Source organism: Maledivibacter sp., from assembly GCA_025210375.1.
GTDB lineage: Bacteria > Bacillota > Clostridia > Peptostreptococcales > Caminicellaceae > JAOASB01.
In genome coordinates, this window is the sequence record JAOASB010000045.1 from 123,290 (window position 1) to 147,631 (window position 24,342).

General features: G+C 33.1%; 22 protein-coding genes, 1 tRNA gene and 1 riboswitch. All 23 genes read right to left on the minus strand.

Annotated elements, in window-relative coordinates; genetic code table 11:
* Positions 1–210: 210 nt before the first annotated feature.
* Positions 211–307: transfer RNA gene (locus tag N4A68_16140), tRNA-Sec, on the minus strand.
* Between the two features lie 296 nt (positions 308–603).
* Positions 604–1,350 (minus strand): nickel pincer cofactor biosynthesis protein LarB, encoded by a 747-nt coding sequence (gene larB / locus N4A68_16145; GenBank protein MCT4565828.1) that lies wholly within the window; start codon positions 1,348–1,350, stop codon positions 604–606.
* A 27-nt stretch (positions 1,351–1,377) separates the two neighbouring features.
* Positions 1,378–2,190, minus strand: a complete 813-nt coding sequence (larE, locus tag N4A68_16150; protein MCT4565829.1) for an ATP-dependent sacrificial sulfur transferase LarE — start codon at positions 2,188–2,190, stop codon at positions 1,378–1,380.
* Positions 2,191–2,193: 3 nt separating this feature from the next.
* Positions 2,194–3,501, minus strand: coding sequence for a nickel pincer cofactor biosynthesis protein LarC (gene larC, locus N4A68_16155; GenBank protein ID MCT4565830.1), 1,308 nt, complete (start codon positions 3,499–3,501; stop codon positions 2,194–2,196).
* A 334-nt stretch (positions 3,502–3,835) separates the two neighbouring features.
* A complete protein-coding gene (locus tag N4A68_16160; GenBank protein MCT4565831.1) occupies positions 3,836–4,507 on the minus strand; it encodes an HAD family phosphatase in 672 nt (223 codons plus the stop codon).
* Positions 4,508–4,518: 11 nt separating this feature from the next.
* A complete protein-coding gene (gene pfkB, locus N4A68_16165) occupies positions 4,519–5,448 on the minus strand; it encodes a 1-phosphofructokinase (GenBank protein ID MCT4565832.1) in 930 nt (309 codons plus the stop codon).
* A 10-nt stretch (positions 5,449–5,458) separates the two neighbouring features.
* A complete protein-coding gene (locus N4A68_16170; protein ID MCT4565833.1) occupies positions 5,459–6,313 on the minus strand; it encodes a tagatose bisphosphate family class II aldolase in 855 nt (284 codons plus the stop codon).
* Between the two features lie 52 nt (positions 6,314–6,365).
* Positions 6,366–7,517: an N-acetylglucosamine-6-phosphate deacetylase gene (nagA, locus tag N4A68_16175; protein ID MCT4565834.1), complete on the minus strand. Its 1,152-nt coding sequence runs from the start codon at positions 7,515–7,517 to the stop codon at positions 6,366–6,368.
* A 12-nt stretch (positions 7,518–7,529) separates the two neighbouring features.
* Positions 7,530–7,955: a PTS galactosamine/N-acetylgalactosamine transporter subunit IIA gene (gene agaF, locus N4A68_16180; protein MCT4565835.1), complete on the minus strand. Its 426-nt coding sequence runs from the start codon at positions 7,953–7,955 to the stop codon at positions 7,530–7,532.
* 60 nt (positions 7,956–8,015) lie between these two features.
* Positions 8,016–8,837 carry a PTS system mannose/fructose/sorbose family transporter subunit IID gene (locus tag N4A68_16185; GenBank protein ID MCT4565836.1) on the minus strand — a complete coding sequence of 274 codons (822 nt, stop codon included), beginning with the start codon at positions 8,835–8,837 and terminating at the stop codon, positions 8,016–8,018.
* Positions 8,827–9,597, minus strand: a complete 771-nt coding sequence (gene agaW, locus N4A68_16190) for a PTS N-acetylgalactosamine transporter subunit IIC (protein ID MCT4565837.1) — start codon at positions 9,595–9,597, stop codon at positions 8,827–8,829. The genes N4A68_16185 and agaW overlap by 11 nt, the downstream gene beginning before the upstream one ends.
* Before the next feature lie 256 nt (positions 9,598–9,853).
* The gene (gene agaV / locus N4A68_16195) at positions 9,854–10,327 is read right to left on the minus strand and encodes a PTS N-acetylgalactosamine transporter subunit IIB (protein ID MCT4565838.1); all 474 of its coding nucleotides are present in this window, start codon (positions 10,325–10,327) and stop codon (positions 9,854–9,856) included.
* A 47-nt stretch (positions 10,328–10,374) separates the two neighbouring features.
* Entirely contained in the window at positions 10,375–11,556 is a 1,182-nt protein-coding gene (locus N4A68_16200) for an SIS domain-containing protein (protein MCT4565839.1), read from the minus strand.
* 106 nt (positions 11,557–11,662) lie between these two features.
* On the minus strand, positions 11,663–12,391 hold the full coding sequence (locus N4A68_16205; protein ID MCT4565840.1) for a GntR family transcriptional regulator: 729 nt from the start codon (positions 12,389–12,391) through the stop codon (positions 11,663–11,665).
* A 729-nt stretch (positions 12,392–13,120) separates the two neighbouring features.
* Positions 13,121–14,116, minus strand: a complete 996-nt coding sequence (gene add, locus N4A68_16210) for an adenosine deaminase (GenBank protein ID MCT4565841.1) — start codon at positions 14,114–14,116, stop codon at positions 13,121–13,123.
* A gap of 61 nt (positions 14,117–14,177) precedes the next feature.
* Positions 14,178–14,277, minus strand: a riboswitch (purine riboswitch).
* A gap of 58 nt (positions 14,278–14,335) precedes the next feature.
* Positions 14,336–15,586 (minus strand): nickel-dependent lactate racemase, encoded by a 1,251-nt coding sequence (gene larA, locus N4A68_16215; GenBank protein ID MCT4565842.1) that lies wholly within the window; start codon positions 15,584–15,586, stop codon positions 14,336–14,338.
* Positions 15,587–15,821: 235 nt separating this feature from the next.
* A complete protein-coding gene (locus tag N4A68_16220; protein ID MCT4565843.1) occupies positions 15,822–16,295 on the minus strand; it encodes a PTS glucose transporter subunit IIA in 474 nt (157 codons plus the stop codon).
* Between the two features lie 443 nt (positions 16,296–16,738).
* Positions 16,739–18,133 (minus strand): N-acetylglucosamine-specific PTS transporter subunit IIBC, encoded by a 1,395-nt coding sequence (gene nagE, locus N4A68_16225; GenBank protein ID MCT4565844.1) that lies wholly within the window; start codon positions 18,131–18,133, stop codon positions 16,739–16,741.
* 214 nt (positions 18,134–18,347) lie between these two features.
* On the minus strand, positions 18,348–19,190 hold the full coding sequence (locus N4A68_16230) for a PRD domain-containing protein (protein ID MCT4565845.1): 843 nt from the start codon (positions 19,188–19,190) through the stop codon (positions 18,348–18,350).
* 203 nt (positions 19,191–19,393) lie between these two features.
* Positions 19,394–20,929: a multicopper oxidase gene (locus N4A68_16235; protein ID MCT4565846.1), complete on the minus strand. Its 1,536-nt coding sequence runs from the start codon at positions 20,927–20,929 to the stop codon at positions 19,394–19,396.
* 125 nt (positions 20,930–21,054) lie between these two features.
* On the minus strand, positions 21,055–21,939 hold the full coding sequence (locus N4A68_16240) for a GerMN domain-containing protein (GenBank protein ID MCT4565847.1): 885 nt from the start codon (positions 21,937–21,939) through the stop codon (positions 21,055–21,057).
* A 214-nt stretch (positions 21,940–22,153) separates the two neighbouring features.
* Positions 22,154–23,437, minus strand: coding sequence for a cell wall metabolism sensor histidine kinase WalK (locus N4A68_16245; protein ID MCT4565848.1), 1,284 nt, complete (start codon positions 23,435–23,437; stop codon positions 22,154–22,156).
* Positions 23,438–23,567: 130 nt separating this feature from the next.
* A complete protein-coding gene (locus tag N4A68_16250; protein MCT4565849.1) occupies positions 23,568–24,257 on the minus strand; it encodes a response regulator transcription factor in 690 nt (229 codons plus the stop codon).
* Positions 24,258–24,342: the final 85 nt, after the last annotated feature.

Genomic DNA, 24,342 nt, shown 5'->3' on the forward strand with positions numbered 1-24,342 from the left:
ACTAAAACAGACTTTAACGTAACTCTAAATGAATAGATTGTATTTGAAGAGAATTATTTTAAAATTACAAAAATCCTATAGTTGCAAGACAATATTTTTAAAAAACTCTATAAAGCATAGGTTTGCCAATTGAAAAATAAAGCATACGCTTGCCAAACCAGCAGACTTATGCTTTAAGTTACATTCTACCCTAATTCAATACTTGGAGACTGGCGGGAGTACGTGGGAATCGAACCCACCTAAGAGGCTCCTAACCCCTCATACTGGTTTTGAAGACCAGAGGCAACACCAGCCACCATCTACTCCCATGTAGTGCCCTCTTGCTTGACACTACTATAGTATAGCATATTTGCGATTTCTGTCAAGGGATAATTTTTACAATTTTCGACGTGGAAAATTACAATCTAAAATGCCTTAAATATTCTATTCGGATACATTGCTAAATCAAGAATATTATCTCAAAACTTCGAAGTTTTACCACTAGAGCAAATTGCATAATTACCTTCTACAAAAACTATCTACCATATGTAGTCTAAAATTCTGCCAAGTAAGAGTTATGCAATTTCCTCACTAACCATATCTTTTTAGTACCCTTTAGCTTTGCTATAATCTATTAATAATACTAGCATTGTATGCAGCACCAAAGCCATTATCTATATTAACTACACTTACACCGCTGGCACAGCTGTTTAGCATAGACAATAACGACGAAAGTCCTCCGAAATTTGCTCCGTAGCCTACACTTGTAGGGACGGCAATTACGGGTTTGTCCACAAGACCCCCTACAACACTTGCAAGAGCCCCTTCCATTCCTGCTACAACAATAATAACCTTTGCCTTCCTTATGATGTCAAGCTTAGCTAACAACCTGTGGATACCTGCGACCCCTACATCAATAATCTTCTCAACCCTATTGCCAAGTATTGTGGCAGTTTCCACCGCTTCTTCAACCACGGGCAAATCCGATGTTCCTGCTGAAATAATTGCAATATAACTTTCCGTTAGGGTCTCCTCTTTTTTTCTAATTGTTATTGTTCTACCTAGCTTATTGTATTTTGCATCCTTACATATTGCCTTTACTGCACCATACATATCTTCACTGGCCCTAGTGGCTAGTATATTATTATCCTTTGTTAGCATAAATTTGATGATATCTCTTACTTGCTCAACTGTTTTTCCCTCACAATATATGACCTCAGGATATCCCACCCTTAATTCCCTATGGTTATCTATTTTAGCAAATTCCAAGTCCTTAAAGGGTAAATCTTCAATCTTAAGCATAGCTTGTTCTATTTCTATTTTATTATCTCTTACGTCTTCAAGCAATCTCCTTATATTCTGTGAATCCATAAATTACCTCCCATAGTAAATTTCAGATCAAGCTTCTTTGCCATTTATGGTCTCGTTTAAGCTTCCTACCCTATAGCCCTCTAAATCCATTGTTATATACTTGAATCCAATATCCTTTAACTTCATGGAAATTGAATCCATAATTTCTTCATCAAATAATACTTTTCTATAATCTCTATTTACTTCTATTCTAGCCAAATCTCCGTGGCATCTAACCCTAACTGCCCTAAAACCTATACTCATCATGTATTTTTCAGCAGCCTCAATCTTTTCAAAGTCTTCCACCTTTAACTCATTTCCATAGGGTATCCTCGTTAAAAGACAAGCATATGGGGGTTTATCCCAAGTATTGAGTCCTAAAGACTTAGAAAAGCTTCTAATTTCTTCTTTAGTTAATTTACATTCAAGCAAAGGACTTTTTATATCCAGCTCTCTAAGGGCCTTTAGTCCAGGCCTATAATCTCCTATATCATCGAAATTCGTTCCATCGATGACATAATTATAGCCTTCTTTCTTGGCAACATCCTTTATCATAGCGAATACAGCTTTTTTGCAGAGATAACATCTATTTTCAGGATTATACTTTATTTCATCTATAATGGGAGCTTCTAAAATCTCATATTTAACCTTTAATTCCTTGACCATATTCTTTGCCTCTTCTACTTCCCATTTTGGTATATAAGGGGACAATATTGTTACTGCTTTTATATTATCTCCAAGGGCTTCCTTAGCAGCTTTAAGTAAAAAGGTACTGTCTACACCTCCCGAAAATGCTAAAACAACCTTATCTAGCTTTCTTAGATAGTTTATTAGATTTCTATATTTTTCGTTAGCCATCATTTTCTATATCTCCTCTATTACCCTACCGACTTCCCTATAAATTTCTGAAATCGGTTTATCATTTTTCTTGGCAAGCCCTTTACAATCCTCATACTCAGGCTTAAACTTCAATAAGCTTCCTTGATAATAAGAATTTTTAATCTTTACCTTTCCATATTTAGTCTGTATATGAGCAAAATCTCTTTTGAGCATGATTTTTTCAACTTTATATTTCCTAATACCAATAGAGGTAGTTTCTTTAAAAATTATACCTATAACATCTTTTTCTCTTTCCTCATCCACCAATACAGTTAGTTTTATTGCAGGTCTTCCCTTTTTCATAATTATTGGTGTCTTAAATACATCTAAAGCTCCCTCTTCCAAAAGCCTTTCTTCAACATAGCTATATAGTTCTGGGTTCATGTCATCTATATTGGTCTCAAGCATATATTGATCTTCTATTGTTTCCTTATTTTCCCCTCTTCCTAAGTAAACCCTTAGTACATTTGGTATTTCCAATTCCCTGTTACCTATACCATATCCAATCTTCTCTATAGAAAACCCTAGCTTATCTGTAAACTCCTTGACGTTTGACGCTAGTATAGCTGCCCCCGTAGGTGTAGTTGTCTCAAAATCTACTATTCCTGTTTTAATAGGTATATCCTTTAGTATCTCTAGGGTTGCAGGTGCTGGTACAGGTATGATACCGTGGGCACACTTTACAAATCCTCCACCAACTTGAACCTTGGATGCCATAACCTTATCTACATCTAGATAGTCTAGACATATTGCTGAACCTACTATATCTATAATAGAGTCAATTGCTCCAACCTCATGGAAATGTACTTCATATAAGGACTTTCCATGGACTTTTGCCTCGGCCTCAGCTATCTTCATAAACATATCTTTGCTTAGCTTTTTCACCCTATCACTTAAATTGCTTGATCCTAATATATCCTCTATATCCTTCAAATTTCTATGATGATCATGTCGGTGATGACCATGATGAATCCCATCATTATGGGAATTATGACTGTCATGATCGTGGTCATGATGATGTTGGACTCCATGGTTATGACAATGCTCCTCGCTATGATTGCTTCTGTGGTCATGTTTATGACCCGTGTCTTGATTTTTCAGTATAACATCGACCTTGGTTCCACTTATACCCTTTTTGATAGCTTTTTTAACATCTATTTCGTATTCAGACTCCAGATTAAGCTTTGAAATTTCTTTTAATAAATAATCCTTATCTACGCCTAAATCAATCATTGCTCCTAGATTCATATCTCCACTTATTCCGCAAAAACAATCGTAATATAATACCTTCATATCTACCTCTCCTTTAATATTTCAATTCAATTTTATGTTTTTTAAAAATTTCTCATCTTTTACAGCTTCATAATATATATCTTCTCCTAGGATTTTGTGCCCCTCTGAAAATACTATAGCACGTTTGAAAAGGTCTTGTACATACTCATTTAGATTTTTGCCAAAATCATATTTCCATAGACTACTTGTAACAAAAATAATAAAAAGAAAGCTACCCCACTTTTGAGGCAGCCCTTTCTGTCTATCAAATCCTATGTTTTAGATTTATGCAAATATCTTTAATAACTCCTTCAATTCCCATAGATAGAATTTGGGAAGTAATAAATTCGTCCCCTTACCTTTTATCAAATAAATTTATAACCTTATTTAAATTTTTCTTACTATATGAATGGATAATATTATCTCCTAGACTTAAATCCTGATCTCCAGAATTCAAGTTTTTGAATCCCAAGCATTTCATACCCGCGGATTTAGCTGCCCTAACTCCATTATAGGAATCCTCTATAACTATGCATTCATTGGGTTCAATCCCTAATTCACTAGCAGCTTTTAAGAAAATGTCTGGATTGGGTTTACCCTTTTTCACCGAATCTCCATCAACATAGATTTCAATATATTCTCTTAATTTAAATTTATCAATAACAAAGCTAACTATTTCCTTTGAAGAAGATGAAGCTATTGCCATTTTTATACCATTATCTTTAAAATACTGCATCCAATCTATGACTCCACTAATAGTACTCAACTTTTCAGAATTATTAAGATGCTCTAAAAACATTTTTCTTTGGTATTTAACCAATTCATTTATTGAGAACTTGCCTTGCAAGCCATATTTTTCATATACTTCTGTCCACATATCATAACTATTTTTACCAACATAGGATTCTATTTCTTCTTTACTCATATCGATACTTAATTTTTCAAATATTTTTTTGTCTGCTTCTGTATAAATTGGTTCTGAATCAATAATAACACCATCCATATCAAAAATAACAGCCTTCATCATGTATCTTCCCCTTAAGATATGTCATAAACTTCTATACCCTCAATCAAATCATTTACCATTTTAATATTAATTTTTCCTGTTTCCTTTTCCATGGCATTTGACATTCCACAAGCATTTGCTAACTTTAATGTATCCTGGATACCTAAATTTTTTAATATTCCTACTGCAAATCCTGCAACTGTACTATCACCGGAGCCTACTGGATTCAAGGCTTTTATCCTAGGTATATTGATTTTAAATCTTCCCTCTTTGCCAACAAATATCATGCCATCCCCACCTAATGATACGGCTATATTCTCTGCTCCCATATCCATTAAGTTTTCACATGCATCTATGATATCGGTATCAGAATTTATTTTTATTTTTGTTATTGCCTCTAATTCTTCCCTATTAGGTTTAATTAAATAGGGAAAAGCTTTGATTCCCTCTATTAAGGAAAGATTACTTGAATCAAGTATAAATTTAGTTCCATTCCCGTTAGCCAAATCAATTAGATATCTATATATATCGGTATTAACCCCCTTTGGAATGCTTCCAGACGCTGTCATGACCTTGGTTCTATCTAAGATTAATTTAAATTTTTTAATAAAATCTTTAATTTCCTCTTTATTAATTTTAGGTCCTTTTTCTAATATTTCCGATTGACTACCATCTTCATAAATGATTCCTAAGCATGTTCTGGTCTCATCGTTTATTTCAGTAAAATTAGTTTTAATTTTCAAGCTCTTTAATTGTGCTTTAATAAATCCACCAGAAAACCCTCCAACAAATCCCAAACAAATTGGGCTCACATCTAATTGATTTATAACCCTAGATACATTTATACCCTTCCCGCCGGGTGTAGCTGAATAGTCTTCACATCTATAAATCCCATTTTTATGAAAATCCTTTATATTATATCTTCTATCTATGGAAGGATTTAGAGTAATAGTAGCGATCATATTAATTCTCCTATGCCCTATTATTACTTTGACACATTAAAATCTTATTAATCACTACCTTTTTCATTGCCTCTTTAGCCGGCACCAAATATTTTCTGGGGTCATTTGCATGTGGATTTTCGCTAAAATACTCTTTTATTGCATCTGAGAAAGGAATCTTTAATTCAGTAGCTATATTAACTTTACAAATTCCTAATTCAATACTTTTTCTTACGCTTTCCTCTGGTACCCCTGATGCTCCATGCAATACCAATGGAATATCTACTAAACCTCTTATTTCTTTAAGCCTGTTATAGTCTAATTTAGGTTCTGACTTATATAATCCATGGGCGGTTCCAATGGCCACTGCTAGGGAATCTATACTTGTCCTTTCCACAAATTCTTTAGCCATCCTAGGATCAGTAAACTGAGAATCCTTTTCGTCGACCACTAAATCATCCTCTTGCCCTACCAATTTCCCAAGTTCTGCTTCAACTGTCACATCAAATCTATGGGCATAATTCACTACCCTTTTAACACGTCTAATATTTTCCTCAAAGGTATGGGCAGATGCATCAATCATAACGGATTTGCAACCTAAATCTATAGAGTCCTTTATTTTATCGAATTCCTCATGGTGATCCAAATGAAAGGCAATTGGTACTATAGAATTTTTTGCACCTATATCAACTATACTTTGCAGATAATCTTTTCCGGCAAATTTTATGGTTCCAGGTGTAGCAGCTAAAATGACAGGTGATTTCATTTCATTTGCCGCTTCTATAACAACTTGAACTGTCTCTAGATTATGAATATTAAATGCTGGAACAGCATACTTATTTTTTTGACCATCTAATAATAATTGTCTTGTAGACACAATAAACATCAATATCTCTCCTTATATATAAAACTTATAAACTATAAATTTGTTTTCAAAATTAAAAATTTTTATGTGCAATTTTCCCATTTATAATTGTCATGACAACATTAAGCTCATCATCGATTATAGCTATATTAGCTTTTTTATTTTCTTTGATACTTCCAATGGAATTATCAAGATTTAATGCTCTAGCGGGAGTAATTGTAGCCATTTTAACCGCTTCATGTAAACTTATGCCTGTTGCATTAATTATATTCTTTAGTGCTTCAATAATTTTCAGACTACTTCCAGCCAAGGAGCCATTTTGAGTTCTTGCTATGGAATTTTTAACAATAACCTTTAGTTCACCAAGCATATATTCTCCATCCTTTAATCCGCCTGCCCTCATACAATCACTTATTAAATACATCTTGTCAGAATCCTTTAGCCTATAAAGTATACTCATAACCCCAGGATGAACATGGATGTTATCTGCAATCAATTCTGCATAGACCTCTCTTCTATTTAGAATTGCTCCCACAACTCCAGGTTCTCTATGGTGTAATCCTCTCATTCCATTAAAGGTATGCACACCAATTGAAGCCCCTATATCAAAGGCATCCATAACTTCATCATAAGTAGCATTAGTATGTCCTATAGAAACCTTAACCCCTGAATCCTTTAAATATTTTATTACTTCATTTGAACCTTTCTTTTCCGGTGCTATTGTAATTATTCTGATATTATTTGATGATAAATCAATAAGTCTTTGTATTTCTTCTAAATTTAAAGGTCTCATGAAACTAGGAGGATGTGCCCCCTTATGTTCTTCCGTAAGATAAGGTCCTTCTAAATATAGTCCTAATATTTCTGCACCATCTACACCCTTTTCCATAGTCTCTTTTAAATTAATTACAGCTTTCTCTATATTATCCATAGGAGCAGTAACGGTAGTTGGCAAAAATGATGTGACTCCATACCTTGCAACAAATTTTGAAATCCCATTGAGGGACTCGTATGTACCATCCATGGTATCGTATCCATTTCCTCCATGAATATGTAAATCTACTAGACCGGGTATAGCCTTGTATTTACTTAGATCAATAACATTACAATTATGGTTAATATCCTTATCAATTGTTCTTATAATACCATCGTCGATCAAAATACTATAATTATTTTTAACTTCATCCTCAAGAAAAACTTCTTTACATTTTAATATATATTTCATATATATTCTCCTCTATATACCATCGGACTGTTCAATTCTTTTACTTTTTTTATTCATACTAAATGAAATTATCTGATCCTTCCCTACTTCTATGGCTCTTTCCATCAATTCCTTAGGACTATTATCAAATCTATCAAATAGGATTTCCATTATCATAGAAATGTTAGATCCCGCTATGACCTCAATATTGCTATGTTCTAAGGATAATTCAACACTTTTTTTAAAGGGTGAACCTCCAGGTATATCTGTGAAAAACAAGTAACCATCTACATCCATATTGCCCATAGCTACCTTTAGGTTATTTTTCAAGTCCTCAGTAGAATGGGATTCTAAAAAATCAACGGCCTCTACATTTTCTTGATTTCCCATAACTAAATCAATCACCGATTTGAATCCAGTAGCAAAATTACCGTGTCCAGCTATTATTATTCCAACCATTTCTTATCCCCCTATATTAACAATATGGGAGATATATATCATCTCCCATATTGTACAAACTTAAAGAAGTCCTATATATTTTCCTAAAACACCAAATACAACTGTGATACCTATAAGTTTTACTGGAGACCAGCCCTTTTTTAATAACCCATACATTAAGAAAGTATATCCAAGTGGTAATAGGTTCGGCATAATTTTATCTAAAACACCTTCCTGAATCGCAACTGAAGCTTTACCAGCATTAATTACAAGTGGAGTGCTTAATCTGATGTATGAAGCAATTAATCCGCCTACTACTGAAAGTCCTAAAATACTGGCTCCATGGGACACCCGTTTAGTATTTTCCTTTAATGTCTTAATAGCACTAACTCCTGTTTTATAGCCATAATGCATTAATCCATATCTTAATCCGAAGTGAACTACATTAAATAATGCTAAAAATATGATTGGCCCTGCAAAACTTCCATCGATTGCTAAAGAAGCACCTATACCAGCACAAATTGGTAATAGGGTTAACCAAAACAATGCATCACCAATACCGCCAAGGGGTCCCATTGTAGCAACCTTAATACCCCTTATTGTCCCTATATCTTCCTTATTCTCTTCCATAGCAGTAATGATGCCCATTATGAAAGTTACCAAGAATGGATGGGTATTAAAGAACTCCATGTGCTGAGTCATAGATTTGGATAAGTCTTTCTTGTTTCTATGAATTTTTTTAAGCCCAGGTGCTAAGCTATAAAGCCATCCTGCCGCCTGCATTCTTTCATAATTAAAGGATGCTTGAAGAAATAATGACCTAAATGCCATTTTATTTAAATCCTTCTTTGTTATAACCTTTTCAGTAGATTTATCCTCATATACATTCATATTATATTCCATTACTCATTACCTCCTTTCGATTATCAGTGCCCTCTCCATTATTCTTATTTGAGTAAAAATCATATAGAGCTATGGCTGTACCAATAAGTGCAACCGCTAAGATAGGTAATTTTAAGTAAGTAACAAGTATAAAACCAACTATTAAGAATGTAACATATTCTTTTTTAAGCATAATTTTCAACAACATGGCAAAGCCAATTGCCGGCATCATTCCACCTGCTATAGAAAGACCTGCTATAAATGTTTCTGGTAATTTTTCAACCATTGCTTGAGCAGCATCTGCTCCGAAATAAATTGGCAAGAAGGCTACAATAAAATACGAAGTGAATAAAATTGCTAATCCTAAATAGTTAATCTTATCAATACCATCTAAATTTGCTTCTTTTGCATATTCATCGGCTTTATGCATAACCGGTGAAAATACTGTGAATAGTAATGTAATACCTGCTTGAGCAGCAACTGCGAAGGGAACTGCAATCCCCACAGCAACATTAGGATCCTGTTTAGTTAATATTGCAAATGAAGTACCTATAATACCACCAATTACTACATTAGGAGGTTGTGCCCCTGCTAAAGGAACCATTCCCATCCAAACTAGTTCTAGCATACCTCCTGCTATTAAACCCGTTTGTAAATCCCCAAGTATAAGACCAACAACCATACCCGTAACTACTGGACGATGAATATGAGTAAGTCCATCAAATAAGTCAATCCCCGCTATTCCTGCCCAAATAGCAACTAATAACGCTTGAACAAACATCTTTACTCCCCCTTTAAAATTTATTTTATATAACCATTCCCCATGTTATAGAGGGTCCCAAATAAATCTTGATTCATACATATGAAAATATACAATATTTCTAGGAGTTTTTGATATGTAGAAATCAAAGTTTTGACTGGAATCCACATAGGAATCTAAATAGAAACTTCACTTTACAGCCATAAAGAACAATGAGTATATAGCTATGTATAAATTAAGTTTTACTATGTAAAATCCTATGTTAATAGAGAAATAGCTATATTAAGGTCATAATGTCTACGCCCTTTTCATCGGGCACTCTCCTTAAATCAAGTTCCACTCCTAATCTATTTAACTCTTTAAAGGTTTCCTTATCAGATTCGTCAACCGATACTGTAGATGCAATTTGTTCTTTACCCTCTTGATAATGCATATTCCCTATATTGACTTTTTTAATAGGCACACCACCTTTTACAAGGGTAAGAACATCTTGTGGAGTTTTACATACTAAAAACATTTTTTGTGCTTCAGAGGCTTTATGAATAACATTGATCGTCTTTTCTAAAGTAAAATACCTAGTTGCCACAACATCAGGTACTACCATATCCATTAAATTTTGTTGTACCTCATCCTTAGCAACCTTGTCATTTGCAACTAATATTAGATTAGCCCCCAAATGATTCGACCACGTTACCCCTACCTGGCCATGAATCAATCGATTATCAATCCTTGTTAATAATATATTTGGCATAAGAACACTCCTTAAAATTTAATTAATCCATAAATATAGTTTGGATTTTATTTATTATAAGGGTAAATAGTAAACCCTTTTACAACCCTATTAACAATTCCATCCGGGCTTGGATTATCTGGACTGATGCCCAAATCAATTGATTTAAAAAGAGCAAACATTTGAGCAACTAATACGTAATTAAACAGCAAGTATACATCATCTTCTATGTCCTCTTTATTGTCTTTAATATTTATTAGAAAATCCACTATATTTTCAACCTCTTTGTCTTTATAATCAGATATAGCAACTACTTTCGCATCTCCATTTTCAAAGTACATTTCCTTTAGGAAGTCTAGCTCATACTTCCTTGTGTATATATCATTTGACAAATATGAAAACACTAGCGTTTTGTCATCAATTATAGATTTTGGGCCATGCCTAAAACCCAATGAGGAATCCCAATTTGTCATAATCCTTCCACTAGTTAATTCTAAGGTTTTCAAAGCAGATTCCCTTGATAAGCCCTTTAAAGTGGAAGTCCCTAAAAATATTGCCCTATCAAATTTTTGAGAAACGATTTCTTTTATATCATCAAACCTACTATCAAGTAATCTTTCACCATACTTTGCCATGCTATATATACTAGATTCTAATTCTTCCATATTTTCAATATCAAACATCAGTAATGATGCCAAAGTCATACAAGTAAAACTCCCTGTCATCGCGAAGCCTTGATCATTAGAATCCTCGGGCATTAAAACCAATAAATTTTTATCATTTTTAAATGATTTTTTTGCTAGGCTGCCTTCATGATTACAAGTTAAAAATATTTGATATAGATTATCCACCATATCTTCCGCTAAGTTTACTGTGGCAACACTTTCCGGACTATTCCCAGATCTTGCATATGATATTAGCAAAGTAGGAATATCTGAGTATAGATAGTTTTCTGGATTAGATACTATATCGGTTGTGGCAATAGCTTCAACTTTATTAATTATTTTTTTATTTAGATATGGAACTAAACTATCACCTACAAACGCCGATGTCCCAGCCCCCGTCAAAACAACTCGTAAATCCTTTTCCTTTAACACTTTATCCATAAATCCACTTATCCGTTCCCTGCTGTTTTTTATTACCTCAAAGGTTTCTCTCCATAGTCTTGGCTGCTGTTTAATTTCCTTCGCCGTGATATGTGCATTTATTTCTTTAAGTTTCATATCCGTAAAACCAAATATTGATTTCATTTTATTTCTCCCCTTTTTATAATATATATAATTACTAAGTTATACCAAACAATATCAATATTGTTATTATATCGTCATGTGGTCATTACCAGTATGCCTAAAAAATTTATTTCGTCAAAACTACATAATATTTAAATTTATCTCCCCTTGCAACACTTTTTGTATATTCTATTATAGAGTCATTCTCATAGGTGATTCTTTCTATCAACAAACTAGGAGCATCCTTTGGAATTTTTAGGAGTTCTGCTTCATTATCTCTTATTAATGCAACGTGGAATGTTTCTTCTGCCCTAGTAAAAACTGCATTAAATCTTTTAGTAAATATATCATACATAGGCTCATTTTCTAAATCAAACCTCTTTATCCCCGGAAATCTATCATAGGGAACATAGGTGGTTTCCAACATCATAGGGGTTTGATCTGCAAGCCTCAACCTTGTAAATTCGTATAACATATCACCTTCATTTAAGTTAATCTTCTTAGCAATTTTTTCATCCACACATACTATTTTAAAATCTATAACCACCGACGAAGGCTTTTTTCCCTTTTTTTTCATTTCTTCAGTAAAACTATAAAACTTTAAAAGATTCTGTTGAAATCTCTTGGGTGAAACAAAAGTACCTTTACCATGTAATTTGTATACATAGTCATCCTTCTCTAATTCTTGAATTGCCTGTCTAACGGTAGCACGACTAATATCGTACTGGTCACATAATTCCCTCTCGGATAATAATTTATCATTTTCCTTTAGTTTTCCTGTCTCAATATCTTCAATAATAATATCCATCAATTGATAATATAAAGCTATCCTACTACTTTTATCAATTTTTTTCATTTCTAATCACCTATTTCTTTAATAGCAGTATACATGTAATGTGGTAATTACCACTTTAGTTAAATAATAATATAGTTTCTAAACATTGTCAACACTAATTTTTCTTTTCCCCTGACAAAATTATATTTCTTATTTTATGGAATAATGACCCTGTCCCCCCTGCTCACCTTAGGATTTCAATATCTACTGTAGTATATGCTAACTTCAACATTCACTTATGATTTTAGATAAAAAAGCCATTTAAAACTTATGAAGTCTTAAATGGCACAGTATATAATACTTTTAGGCAACTAAACTTATTTAAAAACCGGTTTGATCAATAAAAGCGTCTTCGATTACGACAATGCGTATGTCTTCTGTTGTGACAACGACAATCAAATAAGCGGTCGCCACAGTCACAATCCTCTAGCAAAAGAAGAAATAGGGGTAAGAATAACCCTTCATCACTTTTGCAACTACAAAAACATCTATGAAATAATTTATTAAACATTCTATTATCCCCCCTTTTAATCTATGGTTTGTCTTCTTTCAATAGTATAATATTCAAATAAGTGCATATGTGACATAAAACAACATATTTCGTAGAAAATAATATAGAAATCTTAAGGGAGGCAAGAATTGTTGGTAAAGCTAAAATATTATTTCCGAGAGGCCCAAATAACGGAAAATTTGAATTTGTGGGAAGAATTAATTAGAATAGTCAATCCTATAGAAATGACAATAGATATTTCATTCCATGTATTGTATCAACCACTTCTTAGTTTCCATATTGGCAAAAGAAGCATGAACACTGTTATAATAAATCTTTTTATAATCTTCATCTGTAATACCAAATTGATCTAAAACAATATCATATTCATTAGTCAATGTCGTATCTGATACTGTTCTATTATCAGTATTAATTGTTATTTTAACCCCATCATTATGGAAGTCAAAGAGGGGATGATTATTTAATGAATCTACTGCTTTTGTTTGCACATTACTTGTTGGACATATCTCAAGGGTAACAGTTTTTTCCTTTACAATATGATAGGCTTCCTCACAATCCTTTATGGCTACCCCATGACCAATTCTTTCTGCTCCTAACATTTCAACTGCTTCAAGTACATTTTCACCTATTCCAGTTTCGCCAGCATGAATAGTTACCCTATATCCATATTCTCTTGCTAAGGAAATGGGTTCAATAAATCCTTTAGAAAATCCTTGCTCTTCACATGCACATAAATCTATTGCCACTACGCCCCTTCCAAGAAACTGCCTACCCGCCTCCACAACATCATATACAGTACTAACGGGCATATTTTTCAGACACGATAATATTAGATTACCCTTTATATCATAAAGCTTTTCTGCGTCCCTTATCCCAATTAGCACGCTTTCAATTATCTCTTCAAGAGTTAATCCTTTCTCAATATGCAATAAAGGAGCAAACCTTACTTCTATATATTTTATGTTTTCCATTGCGGAATCCTCAAGAAGCTCAAAACTAATTCTTCTGAGGCTTTCTTTAGATTGCATTATTTTTATAGGTAGCTTAAATCTTTCAAGGTATTCATTCAATGAGCTGCATTCTAAAGGTGCAATCATCATATTTTTTATTATTTTTATGTCACAACTGGGAATATCAATGTCCTCTTTTTGTGCTATATCAATGATTGTCTCTGGTCTAACACTTCCATCCAAATGACAATGCAACTCGACCTTAGGCATTTTTGCAAAATCCATATAATACACCTCTTTCATATTATTATCTACAATAAAAAATTCCTGATCACAAAGAAAATGCACATATGTACACCCTCTTCGTAATCAGGAATTATCGGTTCCTGGTAGAGACCCCCAAACCATATTATTGGGGTTATACGAACTAAGAAAAGACTTAATTAATATAACAGATATAATTTTCTTTTTTCCTATTTTACCATAAAAATAAAAGTAGTCAAGTCAATAAATATATCTTGGTAAAGTTGATCCAGCAGCAGGCATTATCAATATTCTTGAATTTCCCCCTAACTCAAGTAATGCAGCCTCTAATGCGTCCTGTACAGACTTAAATGGTCTGAAATTGATTTTTTTCACTAATTCCTCTTCTAAATCCGATACCATATATATTTTTGCTTTTTGAAGTATCATTGCTATTGCTGCAGCTTTATGTCCTCCTAGCTTAAAGTCTTTCTTTATTTCCTGTATCATCTCTTTTGGTGTTTTTTTAAGCATCCAATCTTCAAAGGTTTTTTCTCCGAATTTCTCATTTGCCGATGCAGCCAATATTATTATTCCACCATCTCTTACTGCATGCTTTGCGTTGTCCAATCCCTTTTGAGCCTGATATATGTTTATGTCCTTTGGATATCCTCCCGGTGATACTATGACTATATCGGCTTGCTTATTTATCGATATTCCATAGATTTTATCTAAGTATTCACAACCTTCTCTATGGGCTTTTATGTAATGTCCAGCAACTGCTTTTACTATCTCTTTTTTTCTGTCAAGTACTACATTTACGATAAAATCAATCTTTATAAATTCCCCTGTCTCATCTATATCCTGCCTTACGGGGTTGGTTTCTAAATTTCCTGCATAGGCTTCTTCATTCACCATATTAGCATGATTTGCCCTAATTGCTTCATGGCTTGATACTCCGGGCATTAATGCCTTTGCCCCTCCACTATAACCTGCAAAATAGTGATATTCTATATTTCCCATACATATAATCCTATCGCTTTTAGCCACGGGTGTGAAGATATCTACAGGTGTCCCATTACTACATATGCCCAGATTTATGCAATCATCCATTTTACTATCTATCACCTTTATTTTACTACCATATACTTCTTTACCTACTAAAGCCCTCTTTTCTTCCTCTGTATGTCCCCTATGGCTTCCTAATGCAAGTACTATGGTTATATCTTCTTCTTTTATATTTGCTTTCTTAAGTTCTCTAATAACTGGTGGGAGTACTGTTCTACTAGGCATTGGTCTAGTAATATCGCTTGTAACTATTGCTATCTTTTCGCCTTCCCTTACTATATCCCTTAATTTGGTTGATCCGATAGGGGTATTCAAGGCTCTCTCCACTTCTGCTTCTCCTTTTAAATCATATCCTATTTCCTTAGGCAATAGTTGACCCATATAATTTTTCTTATCTATTTCAAACTCTACTGCACTTTTACCATATTTCAATTCGTATTTCATAACCTTTCCCCCAAAAGCAAAAATCATTTTTTCTTTGCTTATCTTCTTCAACTAAAATATTAAATAATATTAATATCTATTTTAAACTAAAATCTCAAAATAATAAAGCTTAATATTAGGGGTGTATGGTTTTTATAGAAAGTGATTATGGAATTTGATCATATTTTTATAGGTCAGATACAATCTTTTACCATAACCATAAAAATTATTATGTCTATATTAGGGTACACAATATTTATTTCTTCATTGTAATACATAAAATTTTCTCTTTATCATCAAAGTTTTTAGTTATCGATTCTACTTTATCCATATTTGTTATTACAACTGGAGTTATAATATCCTTCCCAGACTTTTTCAAGTAATCAATATCTATCTCAATAATACCCTGCCCCTGTTTTACATTTCTGCCAATTTCCACGAGTCTTTTAAAGCCAGCTCCCTTTAAATCCACAGTATCTATTCCTATATGAACTAATACTTCCAATCCTTCCTTTGTTACTAATCCAAAGGCATGATTAGTAGGAAATATTTGAGATATTTTCCCGTCGCAGGGAGCAACAGCAATTCTACTCTTAGGTTTTATAGCTACCCCATCTCCAACCATTTTACTTGAAAAAACTTGATCACTTACTTCTGTTATATCAATGACTTCTCCTTCAAAGGGGGCTCTTATATTTATTGTCTTATTTCTTTTTAATAATCTTAACATTATGCTTCCTCCTAATAGATATTCTTCTTTTATCTTTTCCAAATCTAATCTTGATGCCACCTTCATATCCAAAATGAATATAACATGCCCATGTACTTCTCCCCTCATAAATAATTATAAACTTAAATATATCCATAAAATTTATAAATATATTCAAACCTACAAATTTAACTTTAGAGGAAATTACATAACTCTTACTTGGCTAAACCTAATATGCGAATATCATCCTATATTTAATTGCTTAAGATATAAGCATATTTGATGGTATAGCTATTGGGTTTTTAGAACTACATATGATAGATAGTTTTTGTAGAAGGTAATTATGCAATTTGCTCTTTAGATTAAAGGGTGTATCAAAATGATCGTATCCATTGATTTTGATACACCCCGGGTATTCATTCAATATGTTACCCTTTGACCTATACCATTATTATAATAGAATACTATGCGAATTCTTTAGATAAAAAGGTTTTCATTTTGTTGCATAATATTTCTACCTTTGTTCCTACAATTACCTGCATACTATTTTTACCCATTTTCACTACTCCAGAAGCTCCTAGATTTTTTAACCTTTGTTCATTGACCTTAGAACTATCCTTTAGGGTCAATCTAAGTCTAGTTATACAAGAATCTAATTCTTCTATATTGTCTTTACCTCCTAAAGCTTCTATATATTGTTTTGCCAAACCATTCATATCATCCTTTGCATCAGAAATCATATTATTATCACTTGGAATATTCCCCATATCATCGGATATAATATCTAGCTTAATATTAAATTTCTTTATTGCAAAAACAAATACTACATAGTATATGACAGCAAAGATTAATCCTAAAGGTATCAATAGCAATGGTTTAGTGGCCAAATTCCAATTGAGAAAATAATCTATTGCACCTGCTGAAAATCCAAAGCCATGGAGTATACCAAGTTTATAGGTCACAGCTAATGATATACCTGTAAGTATAGCATGAATAGCATATAAAACCGGTGCGATAAACATGAATAGGAATTCTATAGGCTCTGTTATTCCTGTTAAAAATGAAGTAAATGCCACGGAAATCAAAGCTCCTGCAACAGCTTTTTTATCCTCTTTTTTTGTTGTAGTGTATATAGCCAGTGCTATAGCTGGAAGCCCAAACATCATTACTGGGAAAAATCCTGCCATAAAAATACCAGCATTTGGGTCCCCCGCAAAGAATCTATTTAAGTCTCCTGAAGCTCCATTGTATTCACCAAATACAAACCATGTGATACTGTTCAATATGTGATGAAGTCCTGTAGGAATTAATAACCTATTCAATGTACCAAATACAAATAACCCACCTTCTCCGGCTTTGATTACCCAGTTACCAACAGCATCTATGGCATTTTGAATAAATGGCCATACATACCCAAATATCAAACCTAGGGCGATAGAATATATAGAAGTTATTATTGGTACAAATCGTTTCCCCCCAAAGAAGCCTAAGAAGTCTGGAAGTTTAATATTATGATATTTATTGTACATCCTTCCCGCTAGTACCCCCGCTATCATACCACCTAAAACAAACATATTTATTTTTTCATCTATAGCCTTTGCACATGCTGTCAATGTAAAATATCCAACTGCCCCTGCAAGCGCTGCTGCTCCGTGATTGTCCTTTGCGAAACCAATTGCAACACCTATGGCAAATAGGATTGGAAGATTGTCGAAAATCGCTGCTCCTGCTGCCGCAATAAATGGAGCTTTTAAAAGTACACCAAATCTTAGAAGCAATGCAACAACCGGCATTACTGCTATGGGAAGCATTAAGGATCTACCCAGTTTTTGAAGCTTTCCTAAAACATTACTACTCATAAAATAATTCCTCCTTAAAATTTTTTATAAGATAATTACATAATCAATTGATAAAAGCATTTAAAACCCATAATTTAAATAGATTAGTACGATTTATTTAAGTAATCCAATACCCAATTATGTAATTGTCCTATTTATTAAAAAAAGCATCAACCAATAGAAGGATATTTCAATCTATTAGGTTAATGCCTGATTTAACAGTAACACACCTTTTTTATTTAATTTTAAGTCTCTCAATATGAATGGTCATATATCCAAGTTCTTGTTCCGGAACCTCTACTTCATACTCTTGTTCAATTTTAACCTTTATCTTTTTTATAATTTCAAATGAGTCCGTAAATTCTTTTTTTATATTCTCCAGTAATGGATTATCTATATACTTTTTATTTCTGACCCTATCCAATGCTCCTTGAAGATGATTAATTAGTCTCTTATAACTATATGTGGATTTATCTAAGGTTATGTTTAATCCTTCTTCTATAATTCCAATTATTTCATTTAAAATCCTGGCATTTTTTACGGTTTCTCTGACATTGACGTTATTTCTACTGGAATGTAAATGCATTGCAATAAAACCTATTTCTCCAAAGCCCAGATCAATATTTAACTTTTCCTTTATCATTTCTATACCTTTATATGCGATATCATATTCCTCTGGATATATTATTTCTATTTCATCTATAAATGGGTTTTCTATTTTCAATCCCGTTTCTACCCTTTCAATGGCAAAGGCTATATGATCCGACAACAAAATATGTATATGGTTATCCAGTTCCCCTAATTTTCCTTCCGCCAAATCGATGATTTTCTCACTTATTTCAATAACGCTAGAATCTATCTGCTTAATAAGCCTAAAATAATCCGTTTTCATTTTTTCACTATATGCCATAAATGACCTTTGAATGTCTTCATCTGAAATATGTACCTTTTTATTTTCTTTCTTACCAAACCCGATACCCTTTCCCATGAGGATGGTGTCCATTTTGTTATTAAAATCATAGGCTAAAATTATATTATTATTTAAAACCTTCAATATACGATAATTTGTATCAATCAAAATTACACCTCCTGTATAAGTAAAAAGACGCAAACCTACATCCTAATACAATATCGACTTTGCATTAGTACATAGGTTTACGCCCATGGAAAAGTAACGTACCTAAATTATCATTTGTTATTATAGGTAAATAATATCATACTTGGAAAACGTTTGTCAATATTTTTTTATTTGCTGAAACTTTAATTATGCAATTTGCTCACTTAATAGATAATTTCATAGGGTCTCATCATTTCATGGTCTTCATGCTCTAATATATGGCAGTGCCAAGGATACAATCCTGTATAGGGTATAAACTTCATAATGATTCTTGTTATTTCACTGGGATTGGCTCTGACTGTGTCCTTCCATCCTCTTTCATTAAGCTGAGGTAATATACGGGGGCCAGTAAATAGAATTTCTTTGGTATTATTGTAATATTCCACATCAAAGGGCTGTCTATCTAGGATTTGAAAATTAACTAAATGTATATGTATAGGATGAGTAGAGTTCGCAAGATTAATTAGATTCCAAACCTCAACACTCCCAAATTTAGGTTTAATTGTAATAGGATCATCCCATATTTTACCATCAAGGAGAAGAAAGGCCCTACCATATTTATCGGTTTGTCTTTCTAGAGTTAAGTTCCTTATCACCCGTGCTTCCTTTTGTTGTAGTGGGATTACTGTACTTAATCTACATGGAATTAGGCTATAGTCATAGCTTGAAGGAGGAAGTATAACTCTAAACTGCATGATTTTGCCCTCGGTTTTAGAATCTACAGGATTTCCTCTAGGAAAGGGAGAAGGTGCATCATTAGTGATCACAATATTTTGACCCCAAAATTTTGAAAAATCTATTATTACGTCTGCCCTTTCCGCTGGTGCCAATAGAATTTCTTTTGTGATGATAGGAGCTTCCAGAAGTCCCCCATCGGTTCCAATTTGATAAAATGGTTGATCAGAAGAAAGTCTCATTCTATAGAATCTGGAGTTTGATCCATTGATAATCCTAAATCTATATTTTCTTGGTTCAACCTCCAAGTATGGCCAAACCTTACCATTTACCATTATGGTATCTCCAAAAAAATCAGGAACTACTGAAGGACATACATTAGGTATTGGCTGCTCAGGTCCACAGGGATAATAAAGGGAACCATCATCATTAAATGATCTATCTTGTATAAGCAATGTTATCTCATAACGTCCCCCTGGAAGCCCTAGGCATTTTTCATGATTATCACGAATAATATAGGCCCCGGCCAATCCCGCATATACATTAAGGCGTGTAATGCCAATAGCATGGGCATGATACCATAGAGTGGCCCCTCGCTGTATGTTGGGATAGTCATATATCTTCCTAGTAAAATATGGCCCCACCTCCTTATATCCTTTTGTAAACCAAGCTTCTGGATATCCATCACTCTCTGGTTCTACAACAGCTCCATGAAGATGTATAACGGTTCTAACTCTTGGTGTATCGGAGCCTGCTCCATGTACTGTAGTATCAATAGGCAGCAAATGCTTATTAGGCAGATCATTTATCCATTTAACTTTTATGGGTTTATTTCTCTTGGCTTCTATAGTTGGTCCAGGGTAGCTTCCTTCGAATCCCCATACTAAAGTTGCAGGGAGATCCCTATGGAGTTTTTGTTTGAACTGATTCATGGTCAATTCATAATAAGTGATACCATTTATTTTACCCTTTGCCCTAAGAGTCTTGATAATTGGTAATTCGTCAACAAATTTGGCAAGTTTCATTAGATATTTCTCCTTTCAACAAACTCATATAATATTTATATTCCTTTTTCCTACACATTAGAGCTATAAATATATAAAAAGCCACTTGAAACTTTTAGAGCTTCAAGTGGCAAAGAATAGTTACTTTAATTATTTTGTTGCCTAATATAATCTTCCCTATTACCCAATACTATTTTAAACTCCCCATCTACTTCTATTAATATCCATTCCTGATAAAGCGCAATACTTTCATCCTCATCGCTTCTCGAATACTTTAATGAAATAATAGTCTTATCACTAAATTTTTGTGTATTATATAGTACTATTTCATAACCCCTTAGCTCTTTGATATAATCCGACATCAATGCCCTAAATTCTTGAAATCCAACCCTCATTGAACTCCCCTTATCCAGCATAGAATAGGCCTTATCATATCTCTCCATTACTAAGCTATCCAAGAAATCCTTTACAACAGTAAAGTGGGTAACATCACTGGTTTGAACTATGTCCTCCCTTGTGGTAAATGGCTGGTTTAATGCATTTTCACTATGTAAGTAATCAATCTTCCCACCTTCAACTAAAATCTGAACTTTTTGTATGTAATCTAGTTGAGTTAATGAGTTCACAACTGACCAAATAATTAGATCTTCTTCAAGCTCTTCCCATTTCTCATTTTCAATATAGCTCCTAGAAAAATTTACATAACATATATTGTCAATAGTCTCTATGGAAAGAATCACTGTATAATTAGGAATAGTAGCTATCAGAGTCTTATTCCTCGGCCCATTAATTAGTTCTTCAACAATAACCTCTTCAAAATTCATATCCTTAGTAGTAATGGTTCTATTCTCTACAGCCAATCTATTCTTATCTGCAAAAAACAACTTAACGGTAGAAGTAATTTCTTCAGGAACAGGTGGTATCGGCTTTACATTATCCGATATGCTAATATCCTCTCGAAAAGCTACTCCCAATAATATTAAGACACATATGATTAGTAAAAAAACATATAATCTATAGAAAGATTTCAAAACCATAACCTCCTATAAATAAACAACATTATCCCCATACTATTCATAGGAAATTTAAAACTCTGCTATGTCCTTGAATAATCTGGGTTGAAACTTAAAATAAATTTCAAACTCCTGTACTATAGATATTCCTAATTAAAGTTTTCACTGGAATCTCTATATTGTTCATTCTTTATTTTAATTTATAAAGCCCTAAAGTTGCTTATCATTAATTTTAAACAGTTGCCTTCAGCGGTAATACTATATAGATTGTGGTACCTTTATTAACTTCACTTTCAACACTAATTTCACCCTGATGTAATGCAATAAGCTGTTGGGTAATTGATAACCCCAATCCTGTTCCACCAGATTTTCTTGCCCTCGCCTTATCTACTCGATAGAATCTATCAAATATAAATGGTAATTCATCTTCTGGGATACCTATACCATTATCCTTTATCTTAATAATAAATTTATTTTGTTCTGAATATAGGTCTATATTAACTTTTCCATTTTCTGGGGTATATTTGATTGCATTTCCAATTATATTAATCAGACTTTGCTGAATTTTAAACTTATCAAGCATAACCTGTATTTTTGTTTTCTCAGTGAAGTTTAATTCAATATTTTTTTTATCAGCTAGAGGCTTTAAGCTACTAATAACTTTTTGAATTAAATAATTAACATAGGTCAATTGATAATCTAAATCAATTGTCTCCTTTTCTAGATCAACTAAATATAACAAACTATCAATTATCTTATTTAATCTATCTACTTCCGAATCAATATCCGTAAGAAATTCTTTGTATATTTCTTCCGGAGCATGATCTTGATGAATTAAGGATTCCGATAATATCTTTATGGAACTGAGGGGAGTTCTGAGTTCATGGGATACATTTGCCACGAATTCCCTTCTCTGCTTATCCACTTGATCAAGCTTTGTTGTCATTAAATTAAAGGCCCTTCCTAAATTACTTATTTCATCATTACCATAGACTTCTACCTTTTGATTAAATTTACCTTGAGCCATTCTTTTTACGGCCTCCGTTAACCTCTCAATTGGTTTTGAAATTATATCCGCAAATACAAAACTAATAAAAGCAGTTATAGCCAAACTAAAAAAGGATAAAAGCATAAACTTTTGCATTGTTCTTTTTATATTTAAAAATATATCCTCCAAGGAAGAAGATATGAATACTGCCCCTAGAATTCTTCCCTTGCTTACTATTGGCACCGCCACATACATAACTCTGCCATAATCTTGAAGATAATGCTGTTTAGCAACGTTTTTCCCAAGTAAGGCTAAGGAAAGCTCTTCTTCACTCAACCGATCACCCTCTAGGGTATTATATGAATCGATTAGTATTTTGCCATTCAAATCTGAAATCATTACCCTTGAATTTATTTCAAGACTTAACCTGGTGGCTATATCAGCAACCATTTCATTTACATACTTACTATTGATTTCAGATATATAGGGAGATAATCTATCGGCGATAATATTACTTTGTGTGAGCAAACTAATTTTTTTCTCGTTTATATAATTAATTCTAAGTGATTCACTAATAAAGGAGTTTATAAGTAGGATTGTCAAAAAAACCAATAATAAATAGGTGGAAACTAATTTCCACCTTAATCCTTTGAACTTGTTATTTATTTCTAAAATAATAACCAACTCCCCATTTGGTTAAAATATATTCAGGTTGGCTGGAGTTTTTCTCTATCTTTTCCCTTAGTCTTCTAACATGAACATCCACAGTTCTTACATCACCAAAGTATTCGTACCCCCATATGGTCTCTAAAAGCTCTTCCCTAGAATGAATCTTCCCTGGATTAGTTGCTAATAGTAAAAGTAGATCAAATTCCTTTGCAGTTAGATTGATATCTTTTCCACCAAGGCTAACCTTTCTTCCAAGGGTGTTTATAGTAAAATCATCAATATTGGATATATTAGTATGTACAACATTCTCCTTAACATGCACTCTTCTAAAAATGGCTTTAATTCTTGCCTTTAATTCTAGTATGTTAAATGGCTTTGTTAAATAATCATCCGCTCCATATTCTAAGCCTAGTACCTTACTAGTATCTTCTCCCTTAGCTGTCAAAATGATTATGGGAACCATGGATTCTTCCCTAATCTTTTTACATACTTCTAAACCGTCCATTTTAGGTAACATCAAATCTAAAACAATCAATTCATAGCTGTTGTTAATTGCTTTTTCATAGGCTTCCATTCCATCAACAGCAGTATCTATCTCATATTCATCTTGTTCTAGGCTGTATTTTAAACCCTTTAACAAGATTTCCTCATCATCTACAACCAAAATCCTCTTTGACATTAAAAATCACCTCATTAGTTTTTTCTCTCGCCCTATCACAAAGTCTATATTATAATTTATTATTAATCATTACCTTAATAATAAT

What these genes read in the sequence shown, in the direction of transcription:
- larE (MCT4565829.1), bottom strand. Translation starts at nt 2,190, where the DNA reads ATGATGGCTAACGAAAAATATAGAAATCTAATAAACTATCTAAGAAAG.
- larB (MCT4565828.1), bottom strand. Translation starts at nt 1,350, where the DNA reads ATGGATTCACAGAATATAAGGAGATTGCTTGAAGACGTAAGAGATAAT.
- N4A68_16235 (MCT4565846.1), bottom strand. Translation starts at nt 20,929, where the DNA reads ATGAAACTTGCCAAATTTGTTGACGAATTACCAATTATCAAGACTCTT.
- nagA (MCT4565834.1), bottom strand. Translation starts at nt 7,517, where the DNA reads ATGAAATATATATTAAAATGTAAAGAAGTTTTTCTTGAGGATGAAGTT.
- N4A68_16170 (MCT4565833.1), bottom strand. Translation starts at nt 6,313, where the DNA reads ATGTTTATTGTGTCTACAAGACAATTATTATTAGATGGTCAAAAAAAT.
- N4A68_16220 (MCT4565843.1), bottom strand. Translation starts at nt 16,295, where the DNA reads ATGTTAAGATTATTAAAAAGAAATAAGACAATAAATATAAGAGCCCCC.
- N4A68_16200 (MCT4565839.1), bottom strand. Translation starts at nt 11,556, where the DNA reads ATGAAATCAATATTTGGTTTTACGGATATGAAACTTAAAGAAATAAAT.
- larC (MCT4565830.1), bottom strand. Translation starts at nt 3,501, where the DNA reads ATGAAGGTATTATATTACGATTGTTTTTGCGGAATAAGTGGAGATATG.
- N4A68_16185 (MCT4565836.1), bottom strand. Translation starts at nt 8,837, where the DNA reads ATGGAATATAATATGAATGTATATGAGGATAAATCTACTGAAAAGGTT.
- agaW (MCT4565837.1), bottom strand. Translation starts at nt 9,597, where the DNA reads ATGTTTGTTCAAGCGTTATTAGTTGCTATTTGGGCAGGAATAGCGGGG.
- add (MCT4565841.1), bottom strand. Translation starts at nt 14,116, where the DNA reads ATGGATTTTGCAAAAATGCCTAAGGTCGAGTTGCATTGTCATTTGGAT.
- agaV (MCT4565838.1), bottom strand. Translation starts at nt 10,327, where the DNA reads ATGCCAAATATATTATTAACAAGGATTGATAATCGATTGATTCATGGC.
- N4A68_16160 (MCT4565831.1), bottom strand. Translation starts at nt 4,507, where the DNA reads ATGATGAAGGCTGTTATTTTTGATATGGATGGTGTTATTATTGATTCA.
- N4A68_16205 (MCT4565840.1), bottom strand. Translation starts at nt 12,391, where the DNA reads ATGAAAAAAATTGATAAAAGTAGTAGGATAGCTTTATATTATCAATTG.
- agaF (MCT4565835.1), bottom strand. Translation starts at nt 7,955, where the DNA reads ATGGTTGGAATAATAATAGCTGGACACGGTAATTTTGCTACTGGATTC.
- pfkB (MCT4565832.1), bottom strand. Translation starts at nt 5,448, where the DNA reads ATGATCGCTACTATTACTCTAAATCCTTCCATAGATAGAAGATATAAT.
- nagE (MCT4565844.1), bottom strand. Translation starts at nt 18,133, where the DNA reads ATGAGTAGTAATGTTTTAGGAAAGCTTCAAAAACTGGGTAGATCCTTA.
- N4A68_16250 (MCT4565849.1), bottom strand. Translation starts at nt 24,257, where the DNA reads ATGTCAAAGAGGATTTTGGTTGTAGATGATGAGGAAATCTTGTTAAAG.
- larA (MCT4565842.1), bottom strand. Translation starts at nt 15,586, where the DNA reads ATGAAATACGAATTGAAATATGGTAAAAGTGCAGTAGAGTTTGAAATA.